General features: G+C 44.3%; 19 protein-coding genes. 4 read left to right on the top strand and 15 right to left on the bottom strand.

Annotated elements, in window-relative coordinates; translation table 11 throughout:
- Positions 1-28: 28 nt before the first annotated feature.
- The 4 genes from ACQY73_RS01610 to ACQY73_RS01595 all read right to left on the bottom strand — a co-directional run bounded on the left by ACQY73_RS01610 (position 29) and on the right by ACQY73_RS01595 (position 3,824).
- Positions 29-1,360 (bottom strand): PQQ-dependent sugar dehydrogenase, encoded by a 1,332-nt coding sequence (locus ACQY73_RS01610; RefSeq protein ID WP_428660533.1) that lies wholly within the window; start codon positions 1,358-1,360, stop codon positions 29-31.
- A 48-nt stretch (positions 1,361-1,408) separates the two neighbouring features.
- Complete coding sequence (locus tag ACQY73_RS01605) at positions 1,409-2,359, bottom strand: alpha/beta fold hydrolase (protein ID WP_428660531.1); 951 nt, start codon at positions 2,357-2,359, stop codon at positions 1,409-1,411.
- 378 nt (positions 2,360-2,737) lie between these two features.
- Positions 2,738-3,097 (bottom strand): hypothetical protein, encoded by a 360-nt coding sequence (locus ACQY73_RS01600; RefSeq protein WP_428660529.1) that lies wholly within the window; start codon positions 3,095-3,097, stop codon positions 2,738-2,740.
- Positions 3,098-3,494: 397 nt separating this feature from the next.
- Positions 3,495-3,824, bottom strand: a complete 330-nt coding sequence (locus ACQY73_RS01595; protein WP_428660527.1) for a single-stranded DNA-binding protein — start codon at positions 3,822-3,824, stop codon at positions 3,495-3,497.
- Positions 3,825-4,183: 359 nt separating this feature from the next.
- Between ACQY73_RS01595 and ACQY73_RS01590 the strand changes: the two genes are divergently transcribed.
- The 3 genes from ACQY73_RS01590 to ACQY73_RS01580 all read left to right on the top strand — a co-directional run bounded on the left by ACQY73_RS01590 (position 4,184) and on the right by ACQY73_RS01580 (position 7,917).
- Complete coding sequence (locus tag ACQY73_RS01590; protein WP_428660524.1) at positions 4,184-6,784, top strand: M14 family zinc carboxypeptidase; 2,601 nt, start codon at positions 4,184-4,186, stop codon at positions 6,782-6,784.
- Positions 6,785-7,013: 229 nt separating this feature from the next.
- Positions 7,014-7,481, top strand: coding sequence for a GNAT family N-acetyltransferase (locus ACQY73_RS01585; protein WP_428660521.1), 468 nt, complete (start codon positions 7,014-7,016; stop codon positions 7,479-7,481).
- A gap of 85 nt (positions 7,482-7,566) precedes the next feature.
- The gene (locus tag ACQY73_RS01580) at positions 7,567-7,917 is read left to right on the top strand and encodes a hypothetical protein (RefSeq protein ID WP_428660518.1); all 351 of its coding nucleotides are present in this window, start codon (positions 7,567-7,569) and stop codon (positions 7,915-7,917) included.
- Between the two features lie 5 nt (positions 7,918-7,922).
- Here the strand turns inward: ACQY73_RS01580 and ACQY73_RS01575 are convergent, their stop codons facing one another.
- Positions 7,923-8,306 carry a DUF3037 domain-containing protein gene (locus ACQY73_RS01575; protein ID WP_428660516.1) on the bottom strand — a complete coding sequence of 128 codons (384 nt, stop codon included), beginning with the start codon at positions 8,304-8,306 and terminating at the stop codon, positions 7,923-7,925.
- The gene (locus tag ACQY73_RS01570; RefSeq protein WP_428660513.1) at positions 8,284-9,081 is read right to left on the bottom strand and encodes a HipA family kinase; all 798 of its coding nucleotides are present in this window, start codon (positions 9,079-9,081) and stop codon (positions 8,284-8,286) included. Before ACQY73_RS01570 ends, ACQY73_RS01575 begins: the two co-directional genes overlap by 23 nt.
- Before the next feature lie 238 nt (positions 9,082-9,319).
- On the opposite strand from ACQY73_RS01570, the gene ACQY73_RS01565 reads away from it, so the two are divergent.
- Positions 9,320-9,796 carry a tetratricopeptide repeat protein gene (locus ACQY73_RS01565; protein WP_428660510.1) on the top strand — a complete coding sequence of 159 codons (477 nt, stop codon included), beginning with the start codon at positions 9,320-9,322 and terminating at the stop codon, positions 9,794-9,796.
- Between the two features lie 25 nt (positions 9,797-9,821).
- Here ACQY73_RS01565 and ACQY73_RS01560 read toward each other — a convergent pair whose 3' ends face one another.
- From ACQY73_RS01560 to ACQY73_RS01520, 9 genes are all read right to left on the bottom strand, one after another.
- On the bottom strand, positions 9,822-11,105 hold the full coding sequence (locus ACQY73_RS01560; RefSeq protein ID WP_428660508.1) for a hypothetical protein: 1,284 nt from the start codon (positions 11,103-11,105) through the stop codon (positions 9,822-9,824).
- A 231-nt stretch (positions 11,106-11,336) separates the two neighbouring features.
- Positions 11,337-13,724 (bottom strand): PA14 domain-containing protein, encoded by a 2,388-nt coding sequence (locus tag ACQY73_RS01555; RefSeq protein WP_428660505.1) that lies wholly within the window; start codon positions 13,722-13,724, stop codon positions 11,337-11,339.
- Between the two features lie 34 nt (positions 13,725-13,758).
- Entirely contained in the window at positions 13,759-15,261 is a 1,503-nt protein-coding gene (locus tag ACQY73_RS01550; RefSeq protein WP_428660503.1) for a DUF1501 domain-containing protein, read from the bottom strand.
- A gap of 46 nt (positions 15,262-15,307) precedes the next feature.
- Positions 15,308-17,185 (bottom strand): DUF1800 domain-containing protein, encoded by a 1,878-nt coding sequence (locus ACQY73_RS01545; RefSeq protein WP_428660501.1) that lies wholly within the window; start codon positions 17,183-17,185, stop codon positions 15,308-15,310.
- 267 nt (positions 17,186-17,452) lie between these two features.
- The gene (locus ACQY73_RS01540) at positions 17,453-18,904 is read right to left on the bottom strand and encodes a serine hydrolase domain-containing protein (protein ID WP_428660498.1); all 1,452 of its coding nucleotides are present in this window, start codon (positions 18,902-18,904) and stop codon (positions 17,453-17,455) included.
- A gap of 81 nt (positions 18,905-18,985) precedes the next feature.
- The gene (locus ACQY73_RS01535) at positions 18,986-19,561 is read right to left on the bottom strand and encodes a Crp/Fnr family transcriptional regulator (RefSeq protein WP_428660495.1); all 576 of its coding nucleotides are present in this window, start codon (positions 19,559-19,561) and stop codon (positions 18,986-18,988) included.
- Between the two features lie 296 nt (positions 19,562-19,857).
- Positions 19,858-22,245, bottom strand: a complete 2,388-nt coding sequence (locus tag ACQY73_RS01530) for a PA14 domain-containing protein (RefSeq protein WP_428660492.1) — start codon at positions 22,243-22,245, stop codon at positions 19,858-19,860.
- A gap of 33 nt (positions 22,246-22,278) precedes the next feature.
- The gene (locus ACQY73_RS01525) at positions 22,279-23,781 is read right to left on the bottom strand and encodes a DUF1501 domain-containing protein (protein ID WP_428660489.1); all 1,503 of its coding nucleotides are present in this window, start codon (positions 23,779-23,781) and stop codon (positions 22,279-22,281) included.
- A gap of 68 nt (positions 23,782-23,849) precedes the next feature.
- The gene (locus ACQY73_RS01520) at positions 23,850-25,721 is read right to left on the bottom strand and encodes a DUF1800 domain-containing protein (protein ID WP_428660486.1); all 1,872 of its coding nucleotides are present in this window, start codon (positions 25,719-25,721) and stop codon (positions 23,850-23,852) included.
- Positions 25,722-25,817 lie beyond the last annotated feature (96 nt).

The following is a 25,817-nucleotide window of genomic DNA, read 5'->3' as shown; positions in this document are numbered from 1 at the left end:
GTGATCTCTTTAATTAGTTAGCATTTCATCAGCGGTCTGCCCTTACGCGCCAAATAGTATTGCTGGCATCATCCGTCACCAACATTGACCCATTGGCCAACACAGCTACACAAACGGGTCGGCCACGCACTTCACTTTTGGAAGCATTGGCAATAAAACCTGTCAAAAAATCTTCCGGCTTGCCCGACGGACGGCCATTGGCAAAAGGCACAAAAACGACTTTATATCCTGACAGTTCTGACCGGTTCCAGGAACCGTGTTGTCCAACAAAAGCACCGTTGCGGTATTTAGCCGGAAAGGCGGTCTTTTCGTAAAAGGCCAATCCAAGTGACGCGGTATGAGATCCCAAAGGCACATCGGGAACTATTGTTTTTTGAACAAGCTCCATGTGCGGATCGTCCTTCATGCGGGGATCAGGATTTGGCCCAAAATAAGCATAAGGCCAGCCGTAGAATCCTCCTTCTTTTACGCTTGTCATATAATCAGGTACCAGATCGTCGCCAAGTTCATCCCGCTCGTTGACTGCCGTCCATAGCGTACTTGTGCCCGGTGCCCAGGCCATTCCGATTGGATTACGCAAACCGGAAGCGTATATCCGCTCTCCGCTCCCATCAGGATTGACCTCCAGAATGTTGGCCCGCCGAATTTCGTTGTCCATTCCGTGTTCGGCTACGTTGCTGCCTGAGCCTACACTGATGTAAATTTTTGTTCCACTCTTATTGGTAATGATATTTCTTGCCCAGTGATTATTATATCCTCCCGCGCGCAATGCTACGATCGGCTTGCCTTTACCCGCCGGTTCAGTCATTCCGGGTTTATAATCATACATCACCAAGGCGTCGGTGTTGCCCACATAAAATTTATTGTTCAAAATAAGCATTCCAAAAGGCTGATTCAGGTCTTCCAAAAAAACATGGCGACTTTCAAAAACGCCATCTTTATCGGCATCTCTGAACATCGTAATGCGATTGGCGCTTTCACCTATATTCTGGGTTCTGATCTTGGGGGCAATTTGGGCGCCTACTTTTTTTATGCCCGTTAATATCGTGTTGGATTCAGCCACAAAAATATCGCCGTTGTCGGCTACGTAGATCCAACGAGGATGTTCAAGACCGTCCGCAAATTTAGAAACGGTGAATCCTGCCGGTGCAGTGGGTGTTTGCCCTGCTTCCCAGCCGATCACCTTACTGAAATTTTTGACCGACTTTGTACTGAAAGGAGCCGGCAACGTATCAGCACTGCCGATCTTCATGGTAATACGGGTCTCTTTGGAGGTTGTACCCGAGGTTTGACCCTTACAGGAAATGGCCAATGTAAAAAGAATAAAGAGAATAATAATGTAGACGCTTACCTTATTCATAACGAAACCGTTTTTATGTTAAGAGCCGAAGAAAATACTGCCCAACCTTTATAAGAATTTAAAAAGTGCATTTTTGAATTGCTCCAAGTCTTGAATGTGAGGAATGTGCCCAATGCCATCCAATTCAACCAATTGCGAACCTTTTATTTGTTGGTTCGCCATTTTTCCCAAGGCCGGATAGTTTCCATGATTCATTTTTTGCTCAACTGTCAGCAGGTCTTTTCCAACCACGGTCCTGTCGGCTTGTCCAATGATCAATAAAGTGGGAACCGCAATATCTTTTAATTCATACACGATGGGCTGCTCATAGATCATCTCATAAGTAAGTGCATTAGCCATCGCTGTTTGAGGAAATTCGGGATCGGTCAAAGCTTCCGCCTGAGCTGCAACGTATTGCTCGTACTCAGGTTTCCAAATAGGATAATAGCTCTGTTGGTATTTCTTATAGGAATCGTACGTCGCATTCTTTTCTTTAACAACCAATTCTTCCAAAGGCTGATAGGGTACAAATGTTTTGTAATCTTCCAATCCAATGGGGTTTTCAAGCACCAATTTTTCAACCATTTTTGGGTAAAGCAGGGAAAACCGAGCCGCCAACATCCCTCCCATAGAATGACCCAACACAGTTACTTTGTCTATTTTCAACAGATCCAACAACGCCTTGGTATTGGCTGCCAATAAATGAAAGCTATAATGCACGTTCGGCTTGTCCGATTTACCCCAGCCGATTTGATCAGGCACGATCACCCTGTACCCTTTATTGGTCAGTGCCGAAATGACGTCTTTCCAGTAATACCCATTGAAATTTTTACCATGCAACAAAACCACCGTTTTACCCGTAGGAACGGAAGGCGCTATATCCATGTAAGCCATTTTAACATTTTGATTTTCTACCTTCAATGAAGCCAACCGTACTTCATAAGGGTAGTCAACCCGCATATAGCTCTTTACAATACCGACAAAAAAAAGCAGGGTAATAAAAAAATATTTCTCAAACATGATTTCTCCGAGTTTGTACACTGACAGAGGCTACCCAAAATGGGGAAAATCTTCCCTGATCCAACGGGCACAAAATTCCCTATACTTCCATTTCCGGGGATTTTTATTACCAAATAAGTAACAGTAAGCACCGGAAATGTTCATAGATCACCAGCTCCGATGATAGTAGTTAAAAAGCAGTGCCAATTCTTGGAAATATATTGATCTTCATCTCCCCGGGCAGAGTCGGATGAGATCTAATCTGAGAAAGAAGTGATTTTATAAAGTCGTACTGAAGAGAATCAGGTCTCTCTTAAAGAAAAGAGTGTTCGTTTGGACAAAAGAACGGACGTTGACCAACGTTTTGTCAGTCTTGCTTAAAATGAAATACAGGCAGTACTATCCCCTGACAAAATCAATGACGGCTTTCAACACATCTTTCGTGAAAGGGGCTTTTAAATAAGCCATCTTACCCGTTTCCATGTCCGGCAGCAATACACTTTCTTCCGACGTTCCAAGCATAATGATCGAAATTCCTCTCTTCATTTTTTGGGCCGTCAACAGTATAGTATTACTCAGAGAATCATGTCCAATGATAATGTTGGATTGAAGCACCATAATATTCAGACGCAGGTCTTCTTTAGGAGAAGCTAAAGCTCTGATAACTTCATAACCCGACGCCTTGATCATATTCTCAATCTGAGATATATTATCAAGTTTATCCTCGAACAAAAGGATTTTGGTGTTTAAAATACTCATATTCAGTGGGTAAAGTGTATACTTACAAACAAAAAAACACTTCAGTCGATATAGTAAAGAAAAGCGCTTTTTTTTAACCTTTCAGGGATTTGCAGTAAACCTCTTTTATCAAATAACCATACATTGTTAGCATAAATTATGCTTAAGTATGCTGCAAGTTTTAAAATTCCGCCTTAATAATCAAACCCGAGTTATTAAAAGTATACCAATGTCATTAAATAGTTATCAAACGGTCTTTTAAGGTACACGAACCGCCTGTTTCAGGCAGAATTATGTTTAATATCGGGCAAATAATCGTAATTTAAATTCACCTTGATCCGCTATACGTCGTTAACTAAAAAAAAGCCTGCCACCGGTCATAGCTTTATGGCAGACCGGTGCAGGCGGTGGCTGTTAATTAGTTTTGTTCTGCTTTTTCCAATTCTTCAATTTTATATACCTGAATCTCGGTTACATAAACCATTTTATCTTTTTTGTTCTTGTAGCTTCTATAATTGATCTTCCCTTCCACGGAAATGAGTTTTCCTTTTGAAGCCATCCGCTTACACACGTCCGCTACCTTTCCAAACGCCACGATGTTGTGCCAAGTGGTATTTGTTACTTCTTCATTGTTTTTATTGGTGTAGCTTTCGGTGGTTGAGATGGTGAAAGAAGCCAATTTGCCGTTGTCGAAGTTGCGTACAATTACTTCGTTTCCTACGTTACCAATCAATGTTACCTTGTTCATGTTCCTTAAAGTTTTGCGTTTTATGATCTTGTTTTCGTGTCAATGAGATTGTCCCGAATTGACAATACAAAGGTGCAGGATCAGTCAAAAAAGATTCGGTTAGTACACGTTTCCAGTTGGATAAAATTATTTGTAAACGTTTACAAATGGATAAGACTGTTACTCCGACATCGGAGAAATAACGCATAATCTTGAAATGAGGAAAATATTTTTTTTGTCAATAATTAAAAATTTACATTTACTCAATGGCTCCTTAACAAGTCAAATTTCTATCATTTGAGCAGAAATCTTTTGTTTTTTCGCCGGAGTCGATTACACTTTTCATTCAACAATTCATTTTAAAACAATTCAACCTAACTATGAGAAACTACCGTACAACGGCCGGTCTGCTTTTACTCACCGCACTACTGACTGTTCAATTTGCAATGGCGCAAACCGGTTATTATTATCCAAAAGCCACTAAGTTTGACCCCGCCGTTCCCACTCCGGAAAAATTTTTAGGGTACGCGATCGGAACCCATTATACCCGGCATGATCAGATAGTGGCTTATTTCAGAGAATTGGCCAAAGTAAGCAATCGCGTGCATGTTCAAACCATCGGCAAAACGTACGAAGAAAGAGAGCAGATCGTGGTCACCTTTACCGCTCCTGAAAATTACAGCCGTTTGGAAGAAATCAGAAAAGAACACATCACCTCCATTGACCCTTCCAAACCCGTTGTTGACAGCAAAGCGCCTGTTATTGTCATGCTCGGTTACAGTGTCCACGGCAACGAAGGCTCCTGCGGAGAAGTCAGTTTGTTGGCAGGTTATTATTTAGCGGCAAATCAAGATCCCGAAACCAACCAATGGCTCAAAGAATCTGTCATTTTTATTGACCCCTCGCTGAATCCCGACGGAAGAGATCGGGCGGCCAATTGGTTCAACAGTTACAAGTCATTCCCACCGGTAGCTGACCCTTTGGACAAAGAACACATGGAAGCATGGCCCAACGGACGGACCAACCATTACTTTGCCGATCTGAACCGCGATTGGCTCAACCTTGTCCACGTAGAAAGCCGCAATCGCGTTGAATTCTTTCATCAATGGTATCCAAACGTGCAAATTGATTTTCACGAAATGGGTCCTAACGCTACGTATTATTTTGAGCCAACCCCTAAGCGCCACGAAAGCCCGATCATTCCCCAATTTATTTACGATGAAAATGCCGTTTTTGCCAAATACCACGCCAAAGCATTGGATGAGATCGGCTCGCTTTATTTTACCAAAGAAAACTATGACAACCTATCCCCTATCTATGGCTCAACGTATCCTAAATTTTACGGCAGCATCGCCGCTACATTTGAAGAAGCCGGCAGCGGCGGCATTGCCAAAGAAACCGCCAATGGATTGTTAACCTTTTCCTTCACGATCCGTAATCATTTGTCAACGACCTTTTCTTCGCTGAAAGCCGCCGTTGCCGAAAAAACGAATCTCTTTAAAATCCAGAAAGACCTTTTCAAATACGGCTTGGAACAGGCCAGAATAAATCCCGCCAAAGCCTACGTTTTTGGCGACAGTCGGGATGAATCGCTCACGCAAAAGTTTTTGGGATTACTGTTACAACACCGCATTCAGGTATATGATGTTGCAGCAACTGCCTCCATCGATGGAAAAAGTTTTGAAAAAGGCAAAGCCTACATTGTTCCGGCAGAGCAACCTAACTTTCTGGTTATTCATTCACTGTTTGAGGAAATTGCCTTGAAAGACAGTCTTTTTTATGACAACACCGGTTGGAGCGTTATTCATGCGTACGGATTGCAATACGCCAAGCTCAAGACAAAGGATTTTGCCAAAGGCGCCCAAATAACCGCCACCGTTCAGGCAAAAGGCGGCATAGAAGGCGGAAAATCTTCGTACGCTTATTTGCTTGCCTATACCGATTACAACGCCGGTAAGGCCCTGTACCAATTGCTGAATAAAAATATTATGGTAAAAACGGCCTTTAAGCCCTTTACCGCCGCCATTGCAAATGATAAAAAATCGTACGGTTATGGCACGTTGGTGGTGCCCGTTGCGGGGCAATCCATGTCGTCTGATTCGCTTTATGCGCAATTACAGAAGATTGGCATTGCCTGCAATGTCAGTTTTACGGCGGCCGCTACGGGTTTCAGCGCCGCCGGCGTTGACCTCGGCAGCAACAACATAAAAACGGTCCGCAAGCCGGAAGTGGCGCTGGCTTTCGGGCAGGGTGTTACAGCAAGCGAAGCAGGGCAAATTTGGTTCTTATTGAATCAACAATTGGGTTTGCCCGTCGTGAAGCTTGACCTGCAATATTTCAGACAGGCAACGCTGAAAAAATACACGACCATTGTGTTGCCGGCCGGTAATTACAGCGCTTGGGACAAACCGGTGATCGATAAGCTCAAAGCATGGGTAGCCGACGGCGGAACATTGATCACGTTCCAAACTGCCACGGCTTGGGCCATTCAAAATGAATTGGTCAAAGAAAAATTAGTGGACTCAGATGAGAAAACTGCCGCTGCTAAAAGCACTGAGCGCCTGGAATTTGTGAGTAAACAGGACGTAGAAGGCTCAAAACGCATCAACGGCGCCATTTTTATTGCCGACATCGACATTACGCACCCCATCGGATTCGGACTCAGTGATCGTAAACTTTTTATCAATAAGAACGGCCCGACATTGCTCCAAAAAAGTACCGATAAATACGCGACCGTTGCCCAGTATGCCGATAAGCCTTTTATAAACGGCTACGCTTCCAAGCAAAATATCAGCAAAGTGAGCAACAGTGCCGCCATCATTCTAAGCACCGTCGGCAGCGGACGAGCAGTGTTATTTGCCGATGATCCTACTTATCGCAGTTATTGGCTGGGCACAGCCCGCCTGTTTTTCAACAGTATTTTCTTTGCCAATCTCGTCGAAGGTGCCGGAGCGTTTGGAGCCGAAGAAGAGAATAAATAATGAGTTTCTTCTAAAAATATCACCTTAGTGCCTTCGGTTGCTCACAACCGAAGGTATTTAATGCCAACGCAGCGTACCGATACGCTGCGTTTTTTTATGCAGGAAACATTATTTGTAAACGTTTGCAAACGGCTACATTTTCGTATATTGCGTTGCTGGCCGCAATTTTAGAAAATCACAAAATGGCATAAACGGTAAGGCCCAGCTTTACTAAAAGTCAAACCCATAAATGGACAAAACAAAAATTTTAATAAGCTTAATAAATAAAAGCGATGAAATCCCTTACGATTTATTATTGCTTTCAGATGATACCATTAAAGCCATTGACAAAAACTTAAACAATGGTGAGTGTTATTTAGCAAAATACCAAGAAAAAACCGTAGCGGTTTTCATTTTAAAAGTTGTGCAAGACGACAGCATTGAAATTAAAAACATTGCTGTAACAGAAGAGTTGCAGGGAAAAGGAATCGGCACCATATTAATAGATTTCATCATCGAAAATGCAAAAAAAAGAGGATTCGAAAAAGTATTAGTTGGAACCTGTGACCAATGTGTGAAAGAAATTAAATTCTATGAAAAATCGAGATTTGCAATTTTTGATATTCGTAAAAACTTTTTTTTGGATAATTACAGTAAGCCCATTTATGAAAACGGAAAACAAATCATAGATATGGTTTTGCTTAAAATAGATTTATAAACTACATAGTAAGGAGTTTACACTCAACGTGAATAAAAGAGAATGAACTTCAACGAACTAAAACCTTATCTAAAATCAGGAGACAATGAAAGAGTGCTTAGAGTGCGGCGAAAAGATCATCGGCAGGTCTGACAAAAAATTCTGCTCCGACATGTGTCGCAACGCCTACAACAATAAATTGAATTCCGATTCCAACAATTACGTTCGGAACATTAATAATACGCTTCGAAAAAATCGGCGGATACTGGAAGAAGCCTGCAAAGACGACAAAGCGAAGATCTCAAAAAATTCGCTGATCCGGGAAGGATTTGATTTCGGTTATTTCACCAATACGCGCACCACGCAAAAAGGCTCGACGTATTTTTTTGTGTACGAATACGGTTATTTGGCACTGGAAAACGATCTGTTTCTGGTCGTTAAAGACCGCAAACCATGATCCTGTTATTGCACCAATTGAGCGTATAATCGTGTAAGGGTTTCGGCGGCATTTTCACATAACCCCGGATGCACGGCCGAAGTTTGCACAACGGTGCTGCGCGCGGCGGTCAACCATCTAAAACGCTCTGCTCTTGACAGTTGCCCTATCGTACCGCCTGTAGCGCGGCCTTCGCAAATCCGTTCAAACGCCTGCAAACGCTCTGTTAATTCTTCCCGATCCACAGGACACGAAAACGCGCGTAGGCGCTCTTCGTTCAACTCAAACCGTGTTTGCAAAAATCCCTGAGCAGAACAGAATACTATCACCCCGACATTGAGAAATTCTTCGCGTTCGACGCGCGGCACGACGCGAATGACGGCGTACTCAAACAAGTTTTTTTCTTGCATCTTGCGCTTCTTTGACAAAAATTTCGGACGCGGCAATACGCGTTACTAAAAATTGAACATATACCTCCCGCCGTTCTTGAGGCGACATGGTTGTGGATTCATCCGTTAACCATTCATCAGGTACTAAAGATACAATCGCCTGAATCCGCTCGGGCGTTAATATCGACCGAAAATCGGCGTCGATCTCTTCCAATTCGGATGCCAAAGGCAACAAAACGTGATCTTTGATCGCCGTAAAAGGCCGCTTGGCCTGCTGTTCCCAATTGTCCCATGAATGATGAAAATAAAGCGAAGCACCGTGGTCGATCAGCCATAGGTCGCGGTGCCACATGAGCATATTGGTGTTGCGCGGGGTGCGATCCACGTTCGTGATCAGGCAATCCAGCCAAACGATCCGCGAAGCAAGTGTTGCATTGATGGTTGTGACCAAGGCATCAAAGGTGATAGCCCCTGAAAGGTAATGAAGCGCCAAATTAAGCCCTACGCTTTCGCGAAGCAGATCCTGAATTTCTTCATCGGGTTCCATGCGGCTAAACGCCTCGTCTAAATTGCAAAACACAATTTCGGGTACGCGCAAACCCAACGCCCGGGCTATCTCTCCGGAAATGAGTTCGGCAATAAGTGCTTTAGGACCCTGCCCCGCACCACGAAATTTCATAACGTATAAAAACTCATCGTCGGCCTCTACGATGGCCGGCAACGAGCCTCCCTCCCGCAAAGGCGTGACATAACGTGTCACATTGACGGTCCGAAGATTGATCTCATGTTCTGTCATTGTATCCTTTCTGCTTTTCCGGTGATAACTACTCGGTAAGTTGGGGCGAAAGTTAGGAAAACTTCCTAACCGACTTACGTTTCAGTTACTTTTTTACTTTTGATTGGTGCATTCCGGCGAAAGTTTCATGGTTCCTTTTTTCGCAAAAAATATTCATTAATCGCCGCGTTGAGAAACCAAACCACGCATGAATCCGTTCCCTTTTTAACCATTATACCTCAAAAAACCATTAAGTGTCATGGATGCCATTTTCGTTGTTCCTCTTATACTTACATTGTTTTTTCTTCATTATTATTTTACCGATCATGATACCGTCATCGACAAAGATCGCAAACGTTTTGCCGATGGTATTTCACTCTTTGAAGCCGGAAATTATACCGATGCTTACACGTATTTTGATCAAAAATTAAAAGAAAACCGCAAGTCTGCGTTAGCCTATGAATACCGGGGAAAATGCAATTTAAAAGACGGCAATCTTTACTCAGCCTTATATGATTTTACCGAAGCGCTGTCGTTTGACAATACTCTCGTGGATGTACATTTGGAAAAAGGAAAGATACACTACCAACTGCAAGAATTTAACGAAGCTTTTTTGTCGTTTGATAAAGCCGTTTGGTTTTCAAGAGGCGGCAATGCCGAAGCATTGGAACTGCGCACGAATGTATACCGGAAGTTACATCCTTCTGTGGAGACCGAAAAAGAAAGAAACAGCTAGGCTAAGCCGGGCCACGCATTACATTCTAACGGTTGTCTTCCGAAAGCCAGTGAAACTGCCGCTCTGCTAATTGGAAATGCCCCCTTCGCCGTTTAAGTACCACTCGTAAGGAATCATTTTTTATTTTGCCTTTCAACAAAAGGTTGTTTGTATCGGGCATGGAATAGTGTAACGTAAAGAGGGAAAGGCTATCGCCGGAACGTTTCCTGAACGAAATATTTTGCCGTAACGAATCGGTAACATACGCAAAATAAGCTCGGTTGTAGCGCTGCCTGAAAAGCGTATCAGCGGTATGAATACTCCCTCCATTATAGGTTTCAAAGACCATATCTTTCCAGCGCAGCGTATCGGTGTTCATTCGGCCGGTTGTCTCAAAAGAAACGACATCAAAAACACCCGTTGTAATGGGTTTCTTTTCCGGAGGAACAACCTCGTTGCTGATACTGCCCTGGTAGGTGCTATAAAAAGGCATGACGGCAAATAAAATAATAAAGGCCGTTTTCAAAATAATACGACCTATTCGCATCCATTTTTCCGGCAATACGAGCGCAGGTGTCGGAGCGGTAGCTTTGTTCAAAACAAAGAAATTCAGTAAACGTTTGGCATCGGCCAGCAACAGGATATTGCTGAAAACAAACAAATGAATTGAGAATAATTTGACGGGAATGTCATAACTGAGATTCAACACCGCCACGTTTAGAAATACGCTTGCCGCTACAAAAGCCCCCAACGTAGCCGTACGACGATAAAGTAAGAGCAATGCGGCAGCTACCTCCACGGCTCCCGAAAAGAATTGATACGGCGTAGAATACCCAATGAAAAGCCACGAAAAACGCATCGGCAGAAAATCACCGAGTGGTGTAGCCAGTTGACTGAGGCTAGGAAAAGACATCTGAAAACCAAACACTTTGATAATGCCATACAAAAAAGCGACCATCGACACGTAGTAGCGCAGGATAACGATCAGCCAGTAATAGGCCTTTTCATAGTTTTTTCGGCGGTCGAGCAATGACCATACCAGCGTCCCCAAAACCGATGCCAAGGTAAAAAAAGACAATTGGGCATAGCCATAAGAGGTGTCTCCGCTACCGCCCATTGGCACTAATACGTCTTTGATATGAAAAAGAGAACGATTGCTCCACTCCACCAGCCAACTTTCAACCTTATAGTAATACTCTGACAACGTGGGAACAATGGGCAAATCCCTTATCCACCCAAGAAAAGAGACGTAGAATCCTAAATAAATGGCCGTAAAACGAAAAATAACTTTACGCCACCAAGGCCATTGGACGGTAGATAATTCCTGCATCGGGTTTAGTTTGTTGTAGAAAATACGAATGGCAGCTATTCAAATCCATTCTTCTACAAGTCTATTGAATTAGCGTTAGAAAGGCAAATCTGTTCTAAAGTTTCATGCAAATATTGCCGAGATCACCAGCCGGGCTGATTTAGCGTATAAGGGTATAAAAGAGAAGCCTTAAAATGGCAGTTATTTACTACCATTTTGAGGCTTCTCTAAGAATTTTCACTTCCAACCTTTTTACTCAACCCTAAACGTCTGACTGATCTTGGTATCATTTACCGTCAATTCAACCTGATACTCCCCTTTCGACAGGCGGGCCGTGGGCAGATACTTAACCTGAGTACCCAGATTCTGGTAATAATCATCAATGATCGTGGCCAACGTCGCGCCTTTTTTATCTTTCAGCAGCAACTTGACCTGACCGGGTTTGTTCAATCGGAAAATGATGCGTTTGATACTGCTGTCTTCCGTACCTTCTGTCCCAAATTCAGTCGCGGTTGAATCACTTTTTTCCATCACCTGACTTTGGGCAAAAGCAGCCTGCACACACGCCTCAATTTTGGCCAAAAACGTAGCCCCCGAATTTACCTGAAATCCCGGCAACAACACGATACTGTTACCCGCCGTAAAGGCAATGTTTTGGGTGGCAGGAACTTTCCCTTCCGACAAAACTGCTTTTTTCGCTTTGTGTGGTGAGGCCAATATCGTGACCGAACCTGTTTTGATGGTATCTTCCAAACAGGCCAGTTTCACCCCTTTACAATTACAGTTCGCATCAAATTTATCGTACACCGTCAAGGGGTCGCCGTCGTCGCAGGTGGCTCCGTTTGATTGACAATCTACGGCGTCAAACGTAATTTTACTTAAACCTGCACACGTAGCATGCCCCCAGTTTGCCGTAGCCGTGATCAGGATATAGCGGGCTTTAAGGTTATTGAAATTAGGGCCTGAAAAGCCGGCATACTGAGCAGCCCCCGAGGCCACAGGCCAAGTATATACTCCGCCCAATTGCTTCCAAACGACGCCATCGGTAGAATAGTCCACATAAACTGTTTTGAAGCCTTTATTGGTTTCATTGACGACATTGTAATTCCACACGCGTGTTCCCTGAAACGAATAAAGGGCGCCAAAATCATACTTAGCCCAGTGATTTTGCCCTGTTCTGGCGGAATTGGGGTTGGCGGCAGCAGTGCAGGAAACCCAAGAGGCTTCACTTGCATTAGTAATATTCTGGGTAGGCGCACAGTAGTCATATTTTTGGTATTGCGCCGATATATCGTCACAATCCGGGCCGGAACAGGGTGCTCCCACGCATTCACAATTTACAAATTTATCATTCTTGGTAAAGGCATTGCCATCGTTACAGGGTGTATTGTTGGGGACGCACGAAATTTCACATTTATAGTCATATACATAAAAATCAGAAACCCGTTTCCAGGTTTTGAATTCATGAAAAGGCGTTTTCCAATACAGATTGAAATGATCCCGCCAACCGTTCTCTTTGTGTCTGATCTCGTAATAATAGTACTTGCCCTTCTCCATATAAATAGGGGAGGTACTTTGAATAGAATAGGTATTGTGCGCCGTTTCATCTACCCCAAACACGGCCATCGTCTGATGGTATTGTTTGTATTGAACAGAGTCATTTTTACTCAAATAAAATATGGTTTGATCATCGCCGGTCAGGTTAAATTCATACATCCCTGACGCCGGCACTGTCAGATACCCCTGTACCAATGAACCGTACGTATCTTTGGCATAGGAGGCATAAATGGGGCCTGAAACACCTTTTAATTTTTCTTTTCGGTCGGGCAACAGCGGAAATTTGGGCGCATTGATCAGATCAGGTTCGACGTAACTTCCGTTTATGTTATCGAAATAATACGCCTCTACCACACCTCGTTCTCCCACGCAGGCATTGGGGGTGGCTGCAATACCGACACAATTACAGAATCCATCCTGTTGGTCGTTAGTGGTATTGGAGTTGCCGTCGTTGCAGGCCGTTCCACGAACCGGACAGCTTTGCTCACAGGCGTATTCCTTGATATTATTAAAATCAATAACGCGCCAAGTCGTATCGGGATTGGCTGTTTTGCGCCAATACAATGTGGTATGATCACTGCAACAACCCTCAAAGGTGTAGATTTCGAAGTAATAATTTTGTCCTGCTACCAATTCGATCACTTGAGACGTTTGACTTGGAGTTTTGTTATATTGACCAACATCGGTATAAGATGTTACTTCTGCTCTCTTTTTTTTATTGCCCGGCGAATCATTCGTACTTAAATAAAACAGGGCAGTTTCATCACCCGTTAAATTGAATTTGTAGGTAGCAGTTTGATTGACATAAATATAACCCCGAATCATTGCCGCAAAAGTTTCGGTATAATTAACCGGTGCTTTCAATGAAGTCAACATTTGAGAACCTTCGGGGTGCGATGGAAAATTTTCAAGGGCCGCCAAATCAGTACTGTCGGGTAAGTAACCGTTAAACCCGGTCCAATAGGACCATTTTACCTGTCCGGGAGTTCCAACGCAGTTTTGGGCATTACTTTTCAGGAAAGTCCCTGCCCAAAACATCAATAACCAAAAAAGAGAACGCGTAGTACCTATATATTTTTTCATTGTAGCTTTTTTCACCTTTCTATAACCGATTACCTCAATATGTCAGGCAGTTTTGGGGATAATTTTCGGTGGATATGGCCGTTCCGTTGAAATTCATAAATCCAATTGGGTAGCGCCCGGGACTGTAACTGTAAAAATTACCAATATTGGGTAAAACATAGCACAGATCGCTTGGGCTGATGCCATACCAAAGCGCCAGTTCGGCGTAGAATTCATCGGTCGATACCGCAGGAATGAAATTACCTCGTAAAGAGATGTTTAAGGGATTGTTAGCATCCATTTTAGGATACGCTCCCATTATTTTTCCGCCGTTTACACCCCCACCCATGACAATTTGATTCCCTCCCCATCCATGATCCGAACCATTTCCGTTAGAGGTAATGGTTCGGGCAAAGTCTGAAATGGTAAATGTTGTTACTTTATCGGCCACCCCCAATTCTACCGTGGCATCGTAAAACGCCTTGAGTGCCTGACTCACCACCGGCAGTTTGCTGTCGAGTCCCGTCAGCAAGTCATCGTGCATGTCCCAACCGCCGTAATTGACAAAGAAGATCTGCCGTTTGGCGCCCAGTTGGCTCCGTACGCTGATGATCTTCGCAATAGCCAGTAAGTCGGTGGCTAATTTATCAGCAGGAAAAGCAGTAGTTATAGGGGATACTTTAGTCAGCGCCGCTTTGAATACTTCAAAGGCTGCCGTAGCTGTTTTTGTACCTGATGAATAGGATTCCTGCAGCAGGCTTGCATATGTTTGCGAGACTAAACTATCCATGGTTGAATTGCGTAGGTCGGTCATATAACCTGTATTGCTCCACCAGGAAGGCAACGCTTCAAAGCCCACACTACCGGGCTGAACGTTGTTGCTAATAGCATATTCAGAAATGTCTTGGCCTCGTTGAAACGTATTTTTTCCCGCCAATGAAATATTCATTGAAACCTTCGTATTACTATTGGCCGCGTTGAGCAGATCCGCCACTCGGCCGCCAAAACCAAGCGCATTGCGGCTTTGCGGCACTGATGTTTGCCATTGCATCATTTGGTCAGAGTGAGAATATAGGCCCACAGGCACTTTTTTGAGGCCACTGTTAAATTGCGTTTTATTGAGAAGCGGTTCGACCAATGTACCCACGTTGGAAATAAACGACAGTTTTCCGCTGTTGAACAGATCCCGCACGCCCGACATTTGCGGGTGTACACCAAAAGCACCGTAATTACAGGTAAAATCCCGAAATCCAACACATTGAGGGTTGCTGAGCGCAATGGGGTTCAATACTGACAAGGCTGTCCGAATGGCTTTATATTCATTAAAGCCATTATCGCCGGAAGCACTGACCCCCATGGGAATGAGCATATTATACGAATCTACGCCACCCGACAGCAAAATACACACCAGGGCTTTGTAATCTGTGGGATATCCCGCGCCGCCCGGTTGTTTGCCCAGCGCCCCGTTGAGCGAAGTCAATTGGGTCAGTGTACTCAGCAGGGTCGTAGAGCCCATGGCCGCACAACCGGCCTGTTTGATAAAATTCCGTCTGTTCATTGATAAAGAATAAAAACCAAAAATGAAAATAATCACACTGATCATTTCAGCGATTGATCAGATAATCAGGAGATGACAATATCAATACTAACATCAGCCTAACCCGACGGGAAGCGTAATCATTGTTTGGAACACCGTTCACGTCTTCTGAGTACGGCATTTTAATGACCATCGTTCGAATCAGGTCCAGCGTCTTGGCGGAGAGTTTTCCGCCCGTAAAAAGAAGATTATATTTATCCAGCAATTGCGGAATTTTATCATTACGGGTAAAGGCATAGTCGGCCGTCAGATTGAATCTCGAATCTTGGTCAGCCTTAGGAATCTCCCCATCAAAAAAAGTCCAAAACTCTACAGGGTCATCGTTAATGAGCCATTTATTGAGGGCATTGATATAACTTGTAATGGTTTGCGAATTGACCAGTTGGAATTCGGGGGCAAATTTACCAAGGGCTTTCAGTTGACCGTCGGGCTGAAAATCAGGTTGAAAGAAATTAAATACCGAAGGTGAACTTAACGGCCTTTGCTCTAGCCGATTATACAGATCGACCATTACATTGCGATAAATGCCCCCTTGAGTAGTCAGCGGCAATCCCCGCATGAGATTCATGTATCTTACTAAAGGCTCCCGCAAAGCACCGGCGGTGGCATTGGTTTGATCGGCTCCGCAATCGCGCGCCTCGGCATCCAGTAAAACCGCCCTGACAACCGCTTTCAGATCGCCGCGCACACCGCTGCCGTTGTTGTTGAAAACCGTCGCCACCCGTTGAATATACCCGGGCGAAGGGTTGGAGGTTACCAATCGCTGGATCAATCGTCGAGCTATAAATGGCCCGACATTCGGATGATTAAAAATGATATTTAAGGCATCCTGAATGTCCTGCTCGCCTTGCAATACGGGACGAGCGGCAATGGTACTGCCCAAAAACGTCTTGCTACCGGGCTCATGGCCGTTAACGATCAGAGGTTTAGTCTTCCACGGATTCTTTTTGGCGTCGCTTGAATCAATGGGAAAAAATTTCATGGGCAATGTATAGCTCCATTTGCTTTTATAATTATCTCCCAAATAGCGGCTGTCACCCCAGGATAAGCCGGTAAATACTTTCGCTAACCCCGCAATGTCGTTGTTGTTGTAGGTGGGAATAAGTTGGTTATTGGCATCGCGCATTTCGGTGCCGTCCAAATTGAGTTTGTAGAGTCCGATGGAAAATAATTGCATCATTTCCCGGGCGTAATTTTCGTCAGGATACACCTTATTGGTCGTATCGGTCGCATGATTGTTGAGAAAGGTCAAATAAACGCCCATAGCGGGATGATAGGTGATCTTATTCAGCAGCGTACGGTAATTGCCCAAACAATTGTCCAATAACAAATCATAATAACTTGCCAATGCATACGGATTATCGTCGAAAGCTGAAACTCGTGAGACAACAAACAACTCACTCAATGCCCAGGCAACCCGCCACCGTACCGCATCAGATGCCGTCATGGCGCCCTGAAACCAGGAAGCATCAAAATGTACAGTACTAACATACACATTGGAAAGGCTGTACGTATTGGCAGGGAATTTGACTTTCAGCGAATCTACCATCATCTGATGCAACTGCGTCAGATAGGTTTGTGTACGAAAAACAACAGGCAACGCAAGTTGAGTATCCAACCATTTCTCAATACCTACGTTGGTAACATCTTGAATATAAGTCAAATTGTGACCTAAGGTGGCTTGTGACAGGAAACGTGAAGCAGCAGCCGAATTAGGCAAATAACCAATCCCGGTCAAAGTACGCATCAGTGTGCTGTTATTGCTTTGCGACGAAGCGGTTACCGATATATTTGAGACGTTCCCCTGTCCAAATCTAATGGTTGATTGTGCGTATAAAAAGGAAACAGAGAAATAAGAGATGACTAAAAGCAAAGCGTTTTTCATACCGTAATAAGTTATTCAAGACAACTAAATCAGGTATTTTGAGAGACATGGAAGCAATACTATGGTGTCTTATTCACCCATACCCCACAACCTACCTGACATTAACACACCATTTTCAATACAAAAATACATAATTACATTGACAGTCAACGATAAATTGAAGAGAAAGTAAATCATCATTTACAGGCATTTTTCAGATGTCTGCGACGACTCAGCTGATAAAATTCAAATAAAAACGAAAATACCATGAAAACAAACAGGCATACCTTAATGCATAATCCTCATAACTTTGACTAAACGAGTAATCACAACCATCAAATTAACCAGCGCAGTTATCCCTAATCCAAGCATAATTTCCGGTAGCATCAGGAAGATACGCTCCCAACTTAATACCCGCCCGCTTATAGCTGTAATCAGCAAAGGAATAAACAGAAATAGAATAAACGGCAGAATCCTTAACAAAAGATACACCCACGAACGCCAAAGTGGGCGTTGGGCATAATTTTTCTGCCAGTGTTTCAATCTCAAAAGCCGCCGAATAGATAAACAGATGGATGCCACTAAAATAGCGCCCGCAAAAATTGCATAAAACCAATCCGGAAGAAAAGGCACTTCAGGCTCTTTATTGGTCAAAATATCGGCAATACCTTGGGTAAACGAATAATAATCGACAAAAGGGTTCAGACCGCCATTGAACAGCACAACGATTCCGTAACGGTCTTTCGTAATGATCATCTGTTCAGCACTGTACGTCCATAATATACCACTGTGATATAAATTAGCATTGGCGGTCAAAAACCAACCCATCCCGTATGAGTGCGCAGCTCCGGAAGGCGGGCGCTGCATCATCTTCGTATGGGTGCTGTCCAACAATTGAGTATTTCCAAAACGCCCGTGATTCATTTGCGGGATCAGCCAATGAGCCATATCATTTATACTCGAAGCCATTCCGGCAGAGCCCTCTATAAACCAATCAGGCTCCTGAAAGGCAATGGGTTTACCCAAAAAATAGATATGACCCTTGGTAAAATCATCCGATTTATAAAATGACTTTGTCACCGCCACCTCTTGGGTGGTAGTCATTCCTAACGGCCTGAAAATGTGCTTCTGCAAATAATCCGGAAACTTTTCGTGGCTGACGGCTTCCACCAATTTAGCCAGCACCTGATAGTTAGGATTGTGGTAATGAAAGCGTTGTCCGGGAGTACTTACCAAATGAGCATTTTTTAAGCGTAATACAGCTTCGTCCAAGGTAGTGGGTTGCTTAGTAAAGGAAAGTTCCGGAAACCCGGTATCGGCCAAACCACTCGTTTGATGCAGAAGTTGCTGAACCGTAACGGTTGCCCCACGGGCATCATCCGTTGCAAAAGAAGGCAGGTAATTGATTACAGGAGCATTTAATTCTATTTGGCGGGTTTCCACCAATTGCATAACCGCCATCGCAGTAAATGCCTTGCTTAGTGAAGCAATTGCAAATGGGCTGTTTGCCGTGACCACTCTCCCGTTTCCCGTAATTCCGTACCCTTTCGAAAGAAGAATCGAATCATCGTGCACAACCGCAACGGCCAAGCCGGGAACACTGCTTTTCGCCAGTTTTGCCTGAATATAGCCATCTATTTTTTCAGCTACTGTTTTGTTTTGAGAATAAACGGTATTGAAGCTACAACCTACACAGGCAACGAGCAGCATACTAAATTTACGATTTGGAGAATATTTCATGGCAAGTGACACTGACTCAGTAACAGGAAGCATCAAATTTCAGCCTGAATAAGACAGTATCCATTTACATAGGTAAAGAAATCAAGGCCGGGCTATTTTTTTTCTAACTCGGCTCAGTTGCGTCGGGGATATGCCCAGATAGGCGGCAATGTAATACTGAGGGATTTGTTGCTCCAGTTGCGGGTATTGCTTTTGGAAAATCAAATAGCGTTCTTCGGCTTCATGGAGAATGATTTCCAACTCTTTACGCTCTTTTTCGACAAAATAATTTTCGGCATAGCGTCTGCCCAGTCTTTCCAGGTCCGGACAACTGTCATACAATCCGGTAAATGCCCCATAATTCGCTACCAGAAGTTCGCAATCGGTCAATGCCTGTTGCATAATTTGATTGGGTTGCCCGGTGATGAGCGAAGTGTAGCCTCCCACTATAGAACATGGAGTAAAGAAATATTTAATATACTCCATGCCGCTGCGGCTTCTGTAAAAAGCCCTTATGACTCCCTTCTTTAAAAAGGCAAACTCCGTGGCAAACTGCCCTTCTTCAATAAAATACTCTCCTTTTTTTAAACTTGCTTCCCTGAAAAGTGGCTGTACTTTTAACCACGTTTCTTCCTTAATGGGCGAAAGCGAGTAAAGATATTGCTTTAAACCGGTCATGGCTTATTTGAGGAGGTTTGGGTAAAAGAGAATGTTATTTTTTAAGAAATGTACACATTTTTTCACCTGCTTTCCCGGAAATTACTGCAAACAGCAGAGTATGTACTTCATTGGATAGAGAAGCAGGAAATAAAGGCAGTTAAAAATATAGTATCCGTGCATTAGATCATCACTAATACCGGAACCATCTTCGATAATCCATAAAAAATCCATTGGCACGTTGCTTACGGCCAATGGATTTTTTATGTTGTTAAAATTCAATTGTACTGATATACAACTCTTTAGATCATGATTTCTTATTCAACCGTAAATGCCTGACTGATCTTTGTTTCATTCGCGGTCAATTCAACCACATATTTTTCTTTCGACAGCCGGGCGGTAGGCAGGTATTTTACCTGAGTACCCAGATTCTGGTAATAATCGTCAATAATTGTGGTCACGATTGCTCCCTTTTTATCCTTGAGCAGCAATTTGACCTGACCGGGTTTATTCAATCGGAAAATAATGCGCTTAATATTTGCCTGTTCAGTTGCTTCTGTTCCAAATTCAGCAGCCGTTGAGTCGCTTTTTTCTACCAGTTGACTTTCAGCAAAAGCAGCCTGTAAACACGCTTCAATTTTTGCCGAGAACGTAGCTCCTGAATTTACCTTAAAACCCGGAAGTAATACAATACTCTTCCCCGCCACAAAGGCCACATCTTGGGTAGTGGGCACATTCCCCTCAGAGAATATCGCTTTTTTGGCATTATGCGGTGAAGCCAATACCGTCACCGGCCCTGTTTTGATGGTATCTTCCAAACAGGCAAGTTTCACGCCTTTGCAGGTGCAGTTGGCGTCATATTTATCATATACCGTCAGTGGATCTCCATCGTCACACGTGGTATTGACCAATTGACATGGCGTTGCCCCAAATGTAATTTTACTGAATCCCGCGCACGTAGCATGTCCCCAGTTTTCTGTAGCCGTGATCAGGATGTAACGGGCTGTGCTATTATTAAAATCAGGGCCTGAAAACCCGGCATATTCAGAGGTGCCGGGAGCTGTAGGCCACGTATATACTCCGCCCAGCTGCTTCCATACAACACCGTCGGTGGAATAATCTACATAAACTGTTTTAAAGCCTTTGGTTGTTTCATTCACTGCGTTGTAGTTCCACACACGTGTTCCCTGAAACGAATAAATGGCACCGAAATCGTACCTTATCCAGTGATTTTGTCCTGTTCGGGCCGGATTGGGATTGGCGGCGGCAGTACATGAAGCCCAGCCGGTTTCATTGGTATTAATGATGTTTTGGGTAGGAGCGCAGTAATCATATTTTTGGTATTGGGCCGATGCCTCATCGCAATCCGGCCCCGAACAGGGAGTTCCCACGCATTCACAATTTACAAATTTATCGTTTTTGGTGTAGGCATTGCCGTCGTTGCAGGGTGTATTGTTAGGTATGCACGAAACTTCACATTTGTAATCGTGCAGGTAAAAATCAGAAACCAATTTCCAGTCTCTGAATTCATGAAAAGGGGTTTTCCAATATAAATTAAAGTGGTCGCGCCACCCATTTTCCTTGTGCCTGATCTCATAATAATAAAACTGCCCTTTTTGCAGGTAGATCGGTGAGGTATTTTGGAAAACGCCGGCGTTATGATCGGTTTCAGCTACGCCGAAAATGACGATGGCCTGATGGTATTGTTTGTACTGAATGGAGTCATTCTTACTCAAAAAAAACATGGTTTGGTCGTCGCCGGTCAGGTTAAATTCATACAATCCCGACATCGGTACTGTCAGATACCCCTGCACCAGCGAGCCATAGTTCTCTTTGGCATAGGAGGCATAAATGGGGCCTGAAACACCTTTTAATTTCTCCTTTCGATCGGGCAACAGCGGAAATTTGGGCGCATTGATCAGATCAGGTTCGACGTAACTTCCGTTTATGTTATCGAAATAATACGCCTCTACCAGACCGCGCTCACCTACGCAGGCATTGGGGGTGGCCGCAATACCGACACAGTTGCAGAATCCATCCTGTTGATCATTAGTGGTATTAGAGTTACCGTCGTTGCAGGTCGTTCCACGCACCGGGCAGCTTTGCTCACAGGCGTATTGTTTGATATTATTGGCATCTACTACCCGCCAAGTCGTATCCAGATTGGTTGTTTTGCGCCAATACAACGTGGTATGATCGCTGCAACAGCCATCATATGTATAGAGTTCAAAGTAATAATTTTGCCCCGCTACCAATTCGATCGCTTTGGAGGTTTGCCCCGGAAACTTGTTGTATTCTGTGATTTCAGTGTAATCCGTTACTTCGGCTCGCTTCCGTTTATTGCCCGGCGATTCGTTCGTACTCAAGTAAAAAAAGGCCTTGTCATCGCCGGTCAGATTAAATTTATAGGTAGCGGTTTGAGTGACATAAATGAAGCCTCGAGCCATGGCGGCAAAATGTTCATTGTAATTGACCGGAGTTTTCAACGAGGTCAATAGCTTAAAACCATTTGGACGACTTGGGAAGTTTTCGAGGGCTGTCAAGTCCAAACTGTCGGGCAAATAGCCGTTGAAACCGGTCCAGTACGACCATTTCACCTGCCCCGGTGTTCCGACGCAACTTTGAGCATTGACTTTCAGAAAAACGCTTGCCCAAATTGTCAATAATCCAAAAAAGAAGCGTATCGAATGTATATTTTTTCTCATAATATCAAACGGTTACTTACCGGCCGGTAAATCTCAATACGTCAGGCAGTTTTGGGGATAATTTTCGGTAGAGATCGTGGTGCTGTTGAAATTCATAAACCCGATCGGATAGTGACCTGCACTGTAGCTGTAAAAATTACCGAGATTGGGCAAAACATAGCACAAGTCGCTGGGGCTGATGCCGTACCAAAGTGCCAATTCGGCGTAGAATTCATCCGTCGAGACGGCAGGAATGAAATTACCTCGGAATGAAACATTTAAGGGATAGTTCTCATCCATTTTGGGATAGGCTCCCATGACTCTTCCGCCATTCACTGCCCCGCCCATGACAATTTGATTCCCTCCCCAGGCATGGTCTGAGCCTTTCCCATTGGACGTAATGGTTCGTCCAAAATCGGAGATGGTAAAAGATGTCACTTTATCGGCTACCCCCAATTCTACCGTGGCATCGTAAAAAGCCTTGAGTGCCTGACTCACCACAGGCAGTTTGCTTTCAAGACCAAACAACAGGTCATCGTGCATATCCCAACCGCCGTAATTGACAAAAAAAATCTGACGTTTGGCCCCCAATTGGCTCCGCACACTGATAATCTTCGCAATGGCCAGTAGATCTGCCGCTAATCTGCTTCCCGGAAAAGGCGTTGCTAATGTTGGTACTTTCGTGAGGGCTTCTTTGAATACGGCGAAAGCCGCCGTGGCCGTTTTGGTATTTGAGGCATAGGTTTTCTTCAAAAGATTTGCATAATTCTGCGAAACGAGGCTGTCCATGGTCGCGTTACGCAGATCGGTCAAATATCCCGAATTGCCCCACCATTCGGGCAACGCCTGAAAACCGACGTTGTTAGGCAGAACGTTATTGCTGATGGAATACTCGGAAATGTTCTGCCCGCGTTGAAAGGTATTTTTTCCCGACAGCGAAATATTCATCGACACCTCTGTAATACTATTGGCGGCATTGAGCAGATCAGCCATTCGGCCACCAAACCCCAATGCATCACGGCTTTGCGGTACCGATGTTTGCCACTGCATCATTTGGTCATTGTGGGAATATAAACCTAAAGGCAATTTCTTCAGGCCACTGTCAAACTGTGTTTTATTCAGGATCGGTTCTACCAATGTGCCGATGTTGGAAATAAAAGACAGTTTGCCGCTGTTGAACAGATCCCGCACGCCCGGCATTTGGGGATGGACTCCGAAAGCGCCGTAATTGCAGGTAAAATCCCGAAATCCAACACATTGGGGATTCGTGAGCGCAATGGGATTCAACACAGCCAAATCACTTCGGATCGCTTTATATTCGTTAAAACCGTTATCTCCGGAAGCATTGACACCCATGGGTATGAGCATGTTATACGAATCTACGCCACCCGATAGCAAAATGCAGACCAGGGCTTTATAATCCGTGGGATAGGCCGCATTGCTCGGCTGTTTACCCATCGCCCCGTTGAGTGAAGTCAATTGGGTCAGTGTACTCAGCAGGGTCGTAGAACCCATGGCCGCACAACCGGCTTGTTTGATAAAATTCCGTCTGTTCATTGATAAAGTGGTAAGGGTAAAGCAGTAGGTAGGTCAAAGATTAAAAGTAATTACGGAAGCCCCTTCTCTCAGCGATTGATCAGGTAATCCGGAGACGACAACAGCAATACCAGCGTCAATTTGACGCGATTAAGAGCTTGGTCAGCGTTAGGAACACCGTTCTCATCTTCTGAGTAGGGCATTTTGATCACCATCGACCGAATCAGGTCCAGCGTCTTGGCGGAGAGTTTTCCACCTGTAAAAAGAAGGTTGTATTTATCCAATAACTGCGGGACCTTATCATTGCGGGTAAAGGCATAATCGGCCGTCAGGTTGAATTTGGGGTCTTGATCAGACTTATAGGTTTCGCCGTTGAACAGTCCTGCATACTCGGTAGGGTCTTCTTCGATCAACCATTTGTTGAGGGCGTTAATATACCCAACAATGGTTTTTGAGTTCATGATCTGGAATTCGGGCGCAAATTTACCAAGGGCTTTCAACTCACCGTCGGGTTGAAAATCAGGCTGAAAAAAATTAAAAACCGATGGTGAATTCAACGGAAGTTGTTCGATGAACGCGTACAATTCTACCATCATGTTACGATATATTGCGCCTTGGGTGGTTAGCGGCAATCCTCGCATCAGGTTCATGTAGCGTATAAATGGCTCCCGTAATTCTCCCACTGTTGGGCCGGTTTGATCATTTCCGCAATCACGCGCTTCGGAATCCAACAAAACTGCCCTGACAACCGCTTTCAGATCTCCGCGCACGCCGCTGCCGTTGTTGTTGAAAACCGTCGCCACCCGCTGAATATACCCGGGCGAAGGGTTGGAGGTAATCAACCGCTGAATCAGTCTGCGCGCCATAAACGGCCCGACGTTGGGATGGTTAAAAATAATATTCAACGCATCCTGAATGTCCTGTTCCCCCTGTGCGACGGGCCGGGCAATAATGGTACTTCCCAGAAATGTTTTGGTGCCCGGCTCGTGGCCGTTAAGGATTCGAGGGTTGGTTTTCCATGTATTCTTTTTGGCGTCGCTTGAATCAATGGGAAAAAATTTCAGGGGCATTGTAAAGCTCCAAATATTCTTTTCCGTATCGCCCAAATAGTCACTGTCGTGCCAGGAAAGGCCGGTAAATACTTTTGCCAATCCTGCAATGTCGTTGTTGTTGTAGGTGGGAATAAGTTGGTTATTGGTATCGCGCATTTCGGAACCATCCAAATTGAGCTTATAAAGACCGATGGAAAACAGTTGCATAAGTTCTCGTGCGTAGTTTTCGTCGGGATATATCCGGTCGGTCGAGTCGGTCGCATGGTTATTTATATACGTCAGGTAAACGCCCATAGCGGGATGATAGGTGATTTTGTCCAGCAACGTGCGGTAGTTGCCTAAACTGTTTTCCAACAACAGATCATAGTAACTTGCCAACGCATATGGATTTCCGTCGAACGTTGATATCCGCGAAACCACAAAGACCTCACTCAATGCCAAAGCAACCCGCCACCGCACCAAGTCAGGGGCTGTCATCGCACCTTGGAACCACGAGGCGTCAAAATGACCGTTACCTGCAAATACGGTAGACAGGGTATACGTATTTTCAGGATATAGAAACCGCAACGAATCGACCATCATCTGATGCAGACCCGCCAGATAGTTCTGAATATTGAATGTATTGGGCAGGGCAAGCTGGGTATCCAACCATTTTTCAACTCCCACTGCCGTAACATTTTGAATAAGTCCCATGTTATGGCCTAACGTGGCTTGAGACAGAAAACGTGAAGCCGCTGCTGCATTGGGCAGGTAACCGGCGCCGGTCAGTGTTTGAAGCCCTGCACTGCTCTGCGAGGATGCTGTCACCGATATGTTCGGGACATTTCCCCGGCCAAACAATATCGTTGATTGTGCGTGTAAAAAGGAGAAAAAAAAACAAAAAAAGAGTGCGGGTAGAGTGTTTTTCATACAAAGTAGGGTTATGCCGAGCTTGCAATTAATGCAATTTAAAACAATTTGGTCTAAGCACCCAAAAGGCTCACAGTCTATGCATTAACAAAAGGC

It is taken from the genome of Runella sp., from assembly GCF_965279615.1.
Lineage (GTDB): Bacteria > Bacteroidota > Bacteroidia > Cytophagales > Spirosomataceae > Runella.
This window is presented reverse-complemented; position numbering and strand designations above follow the sequence as displayed.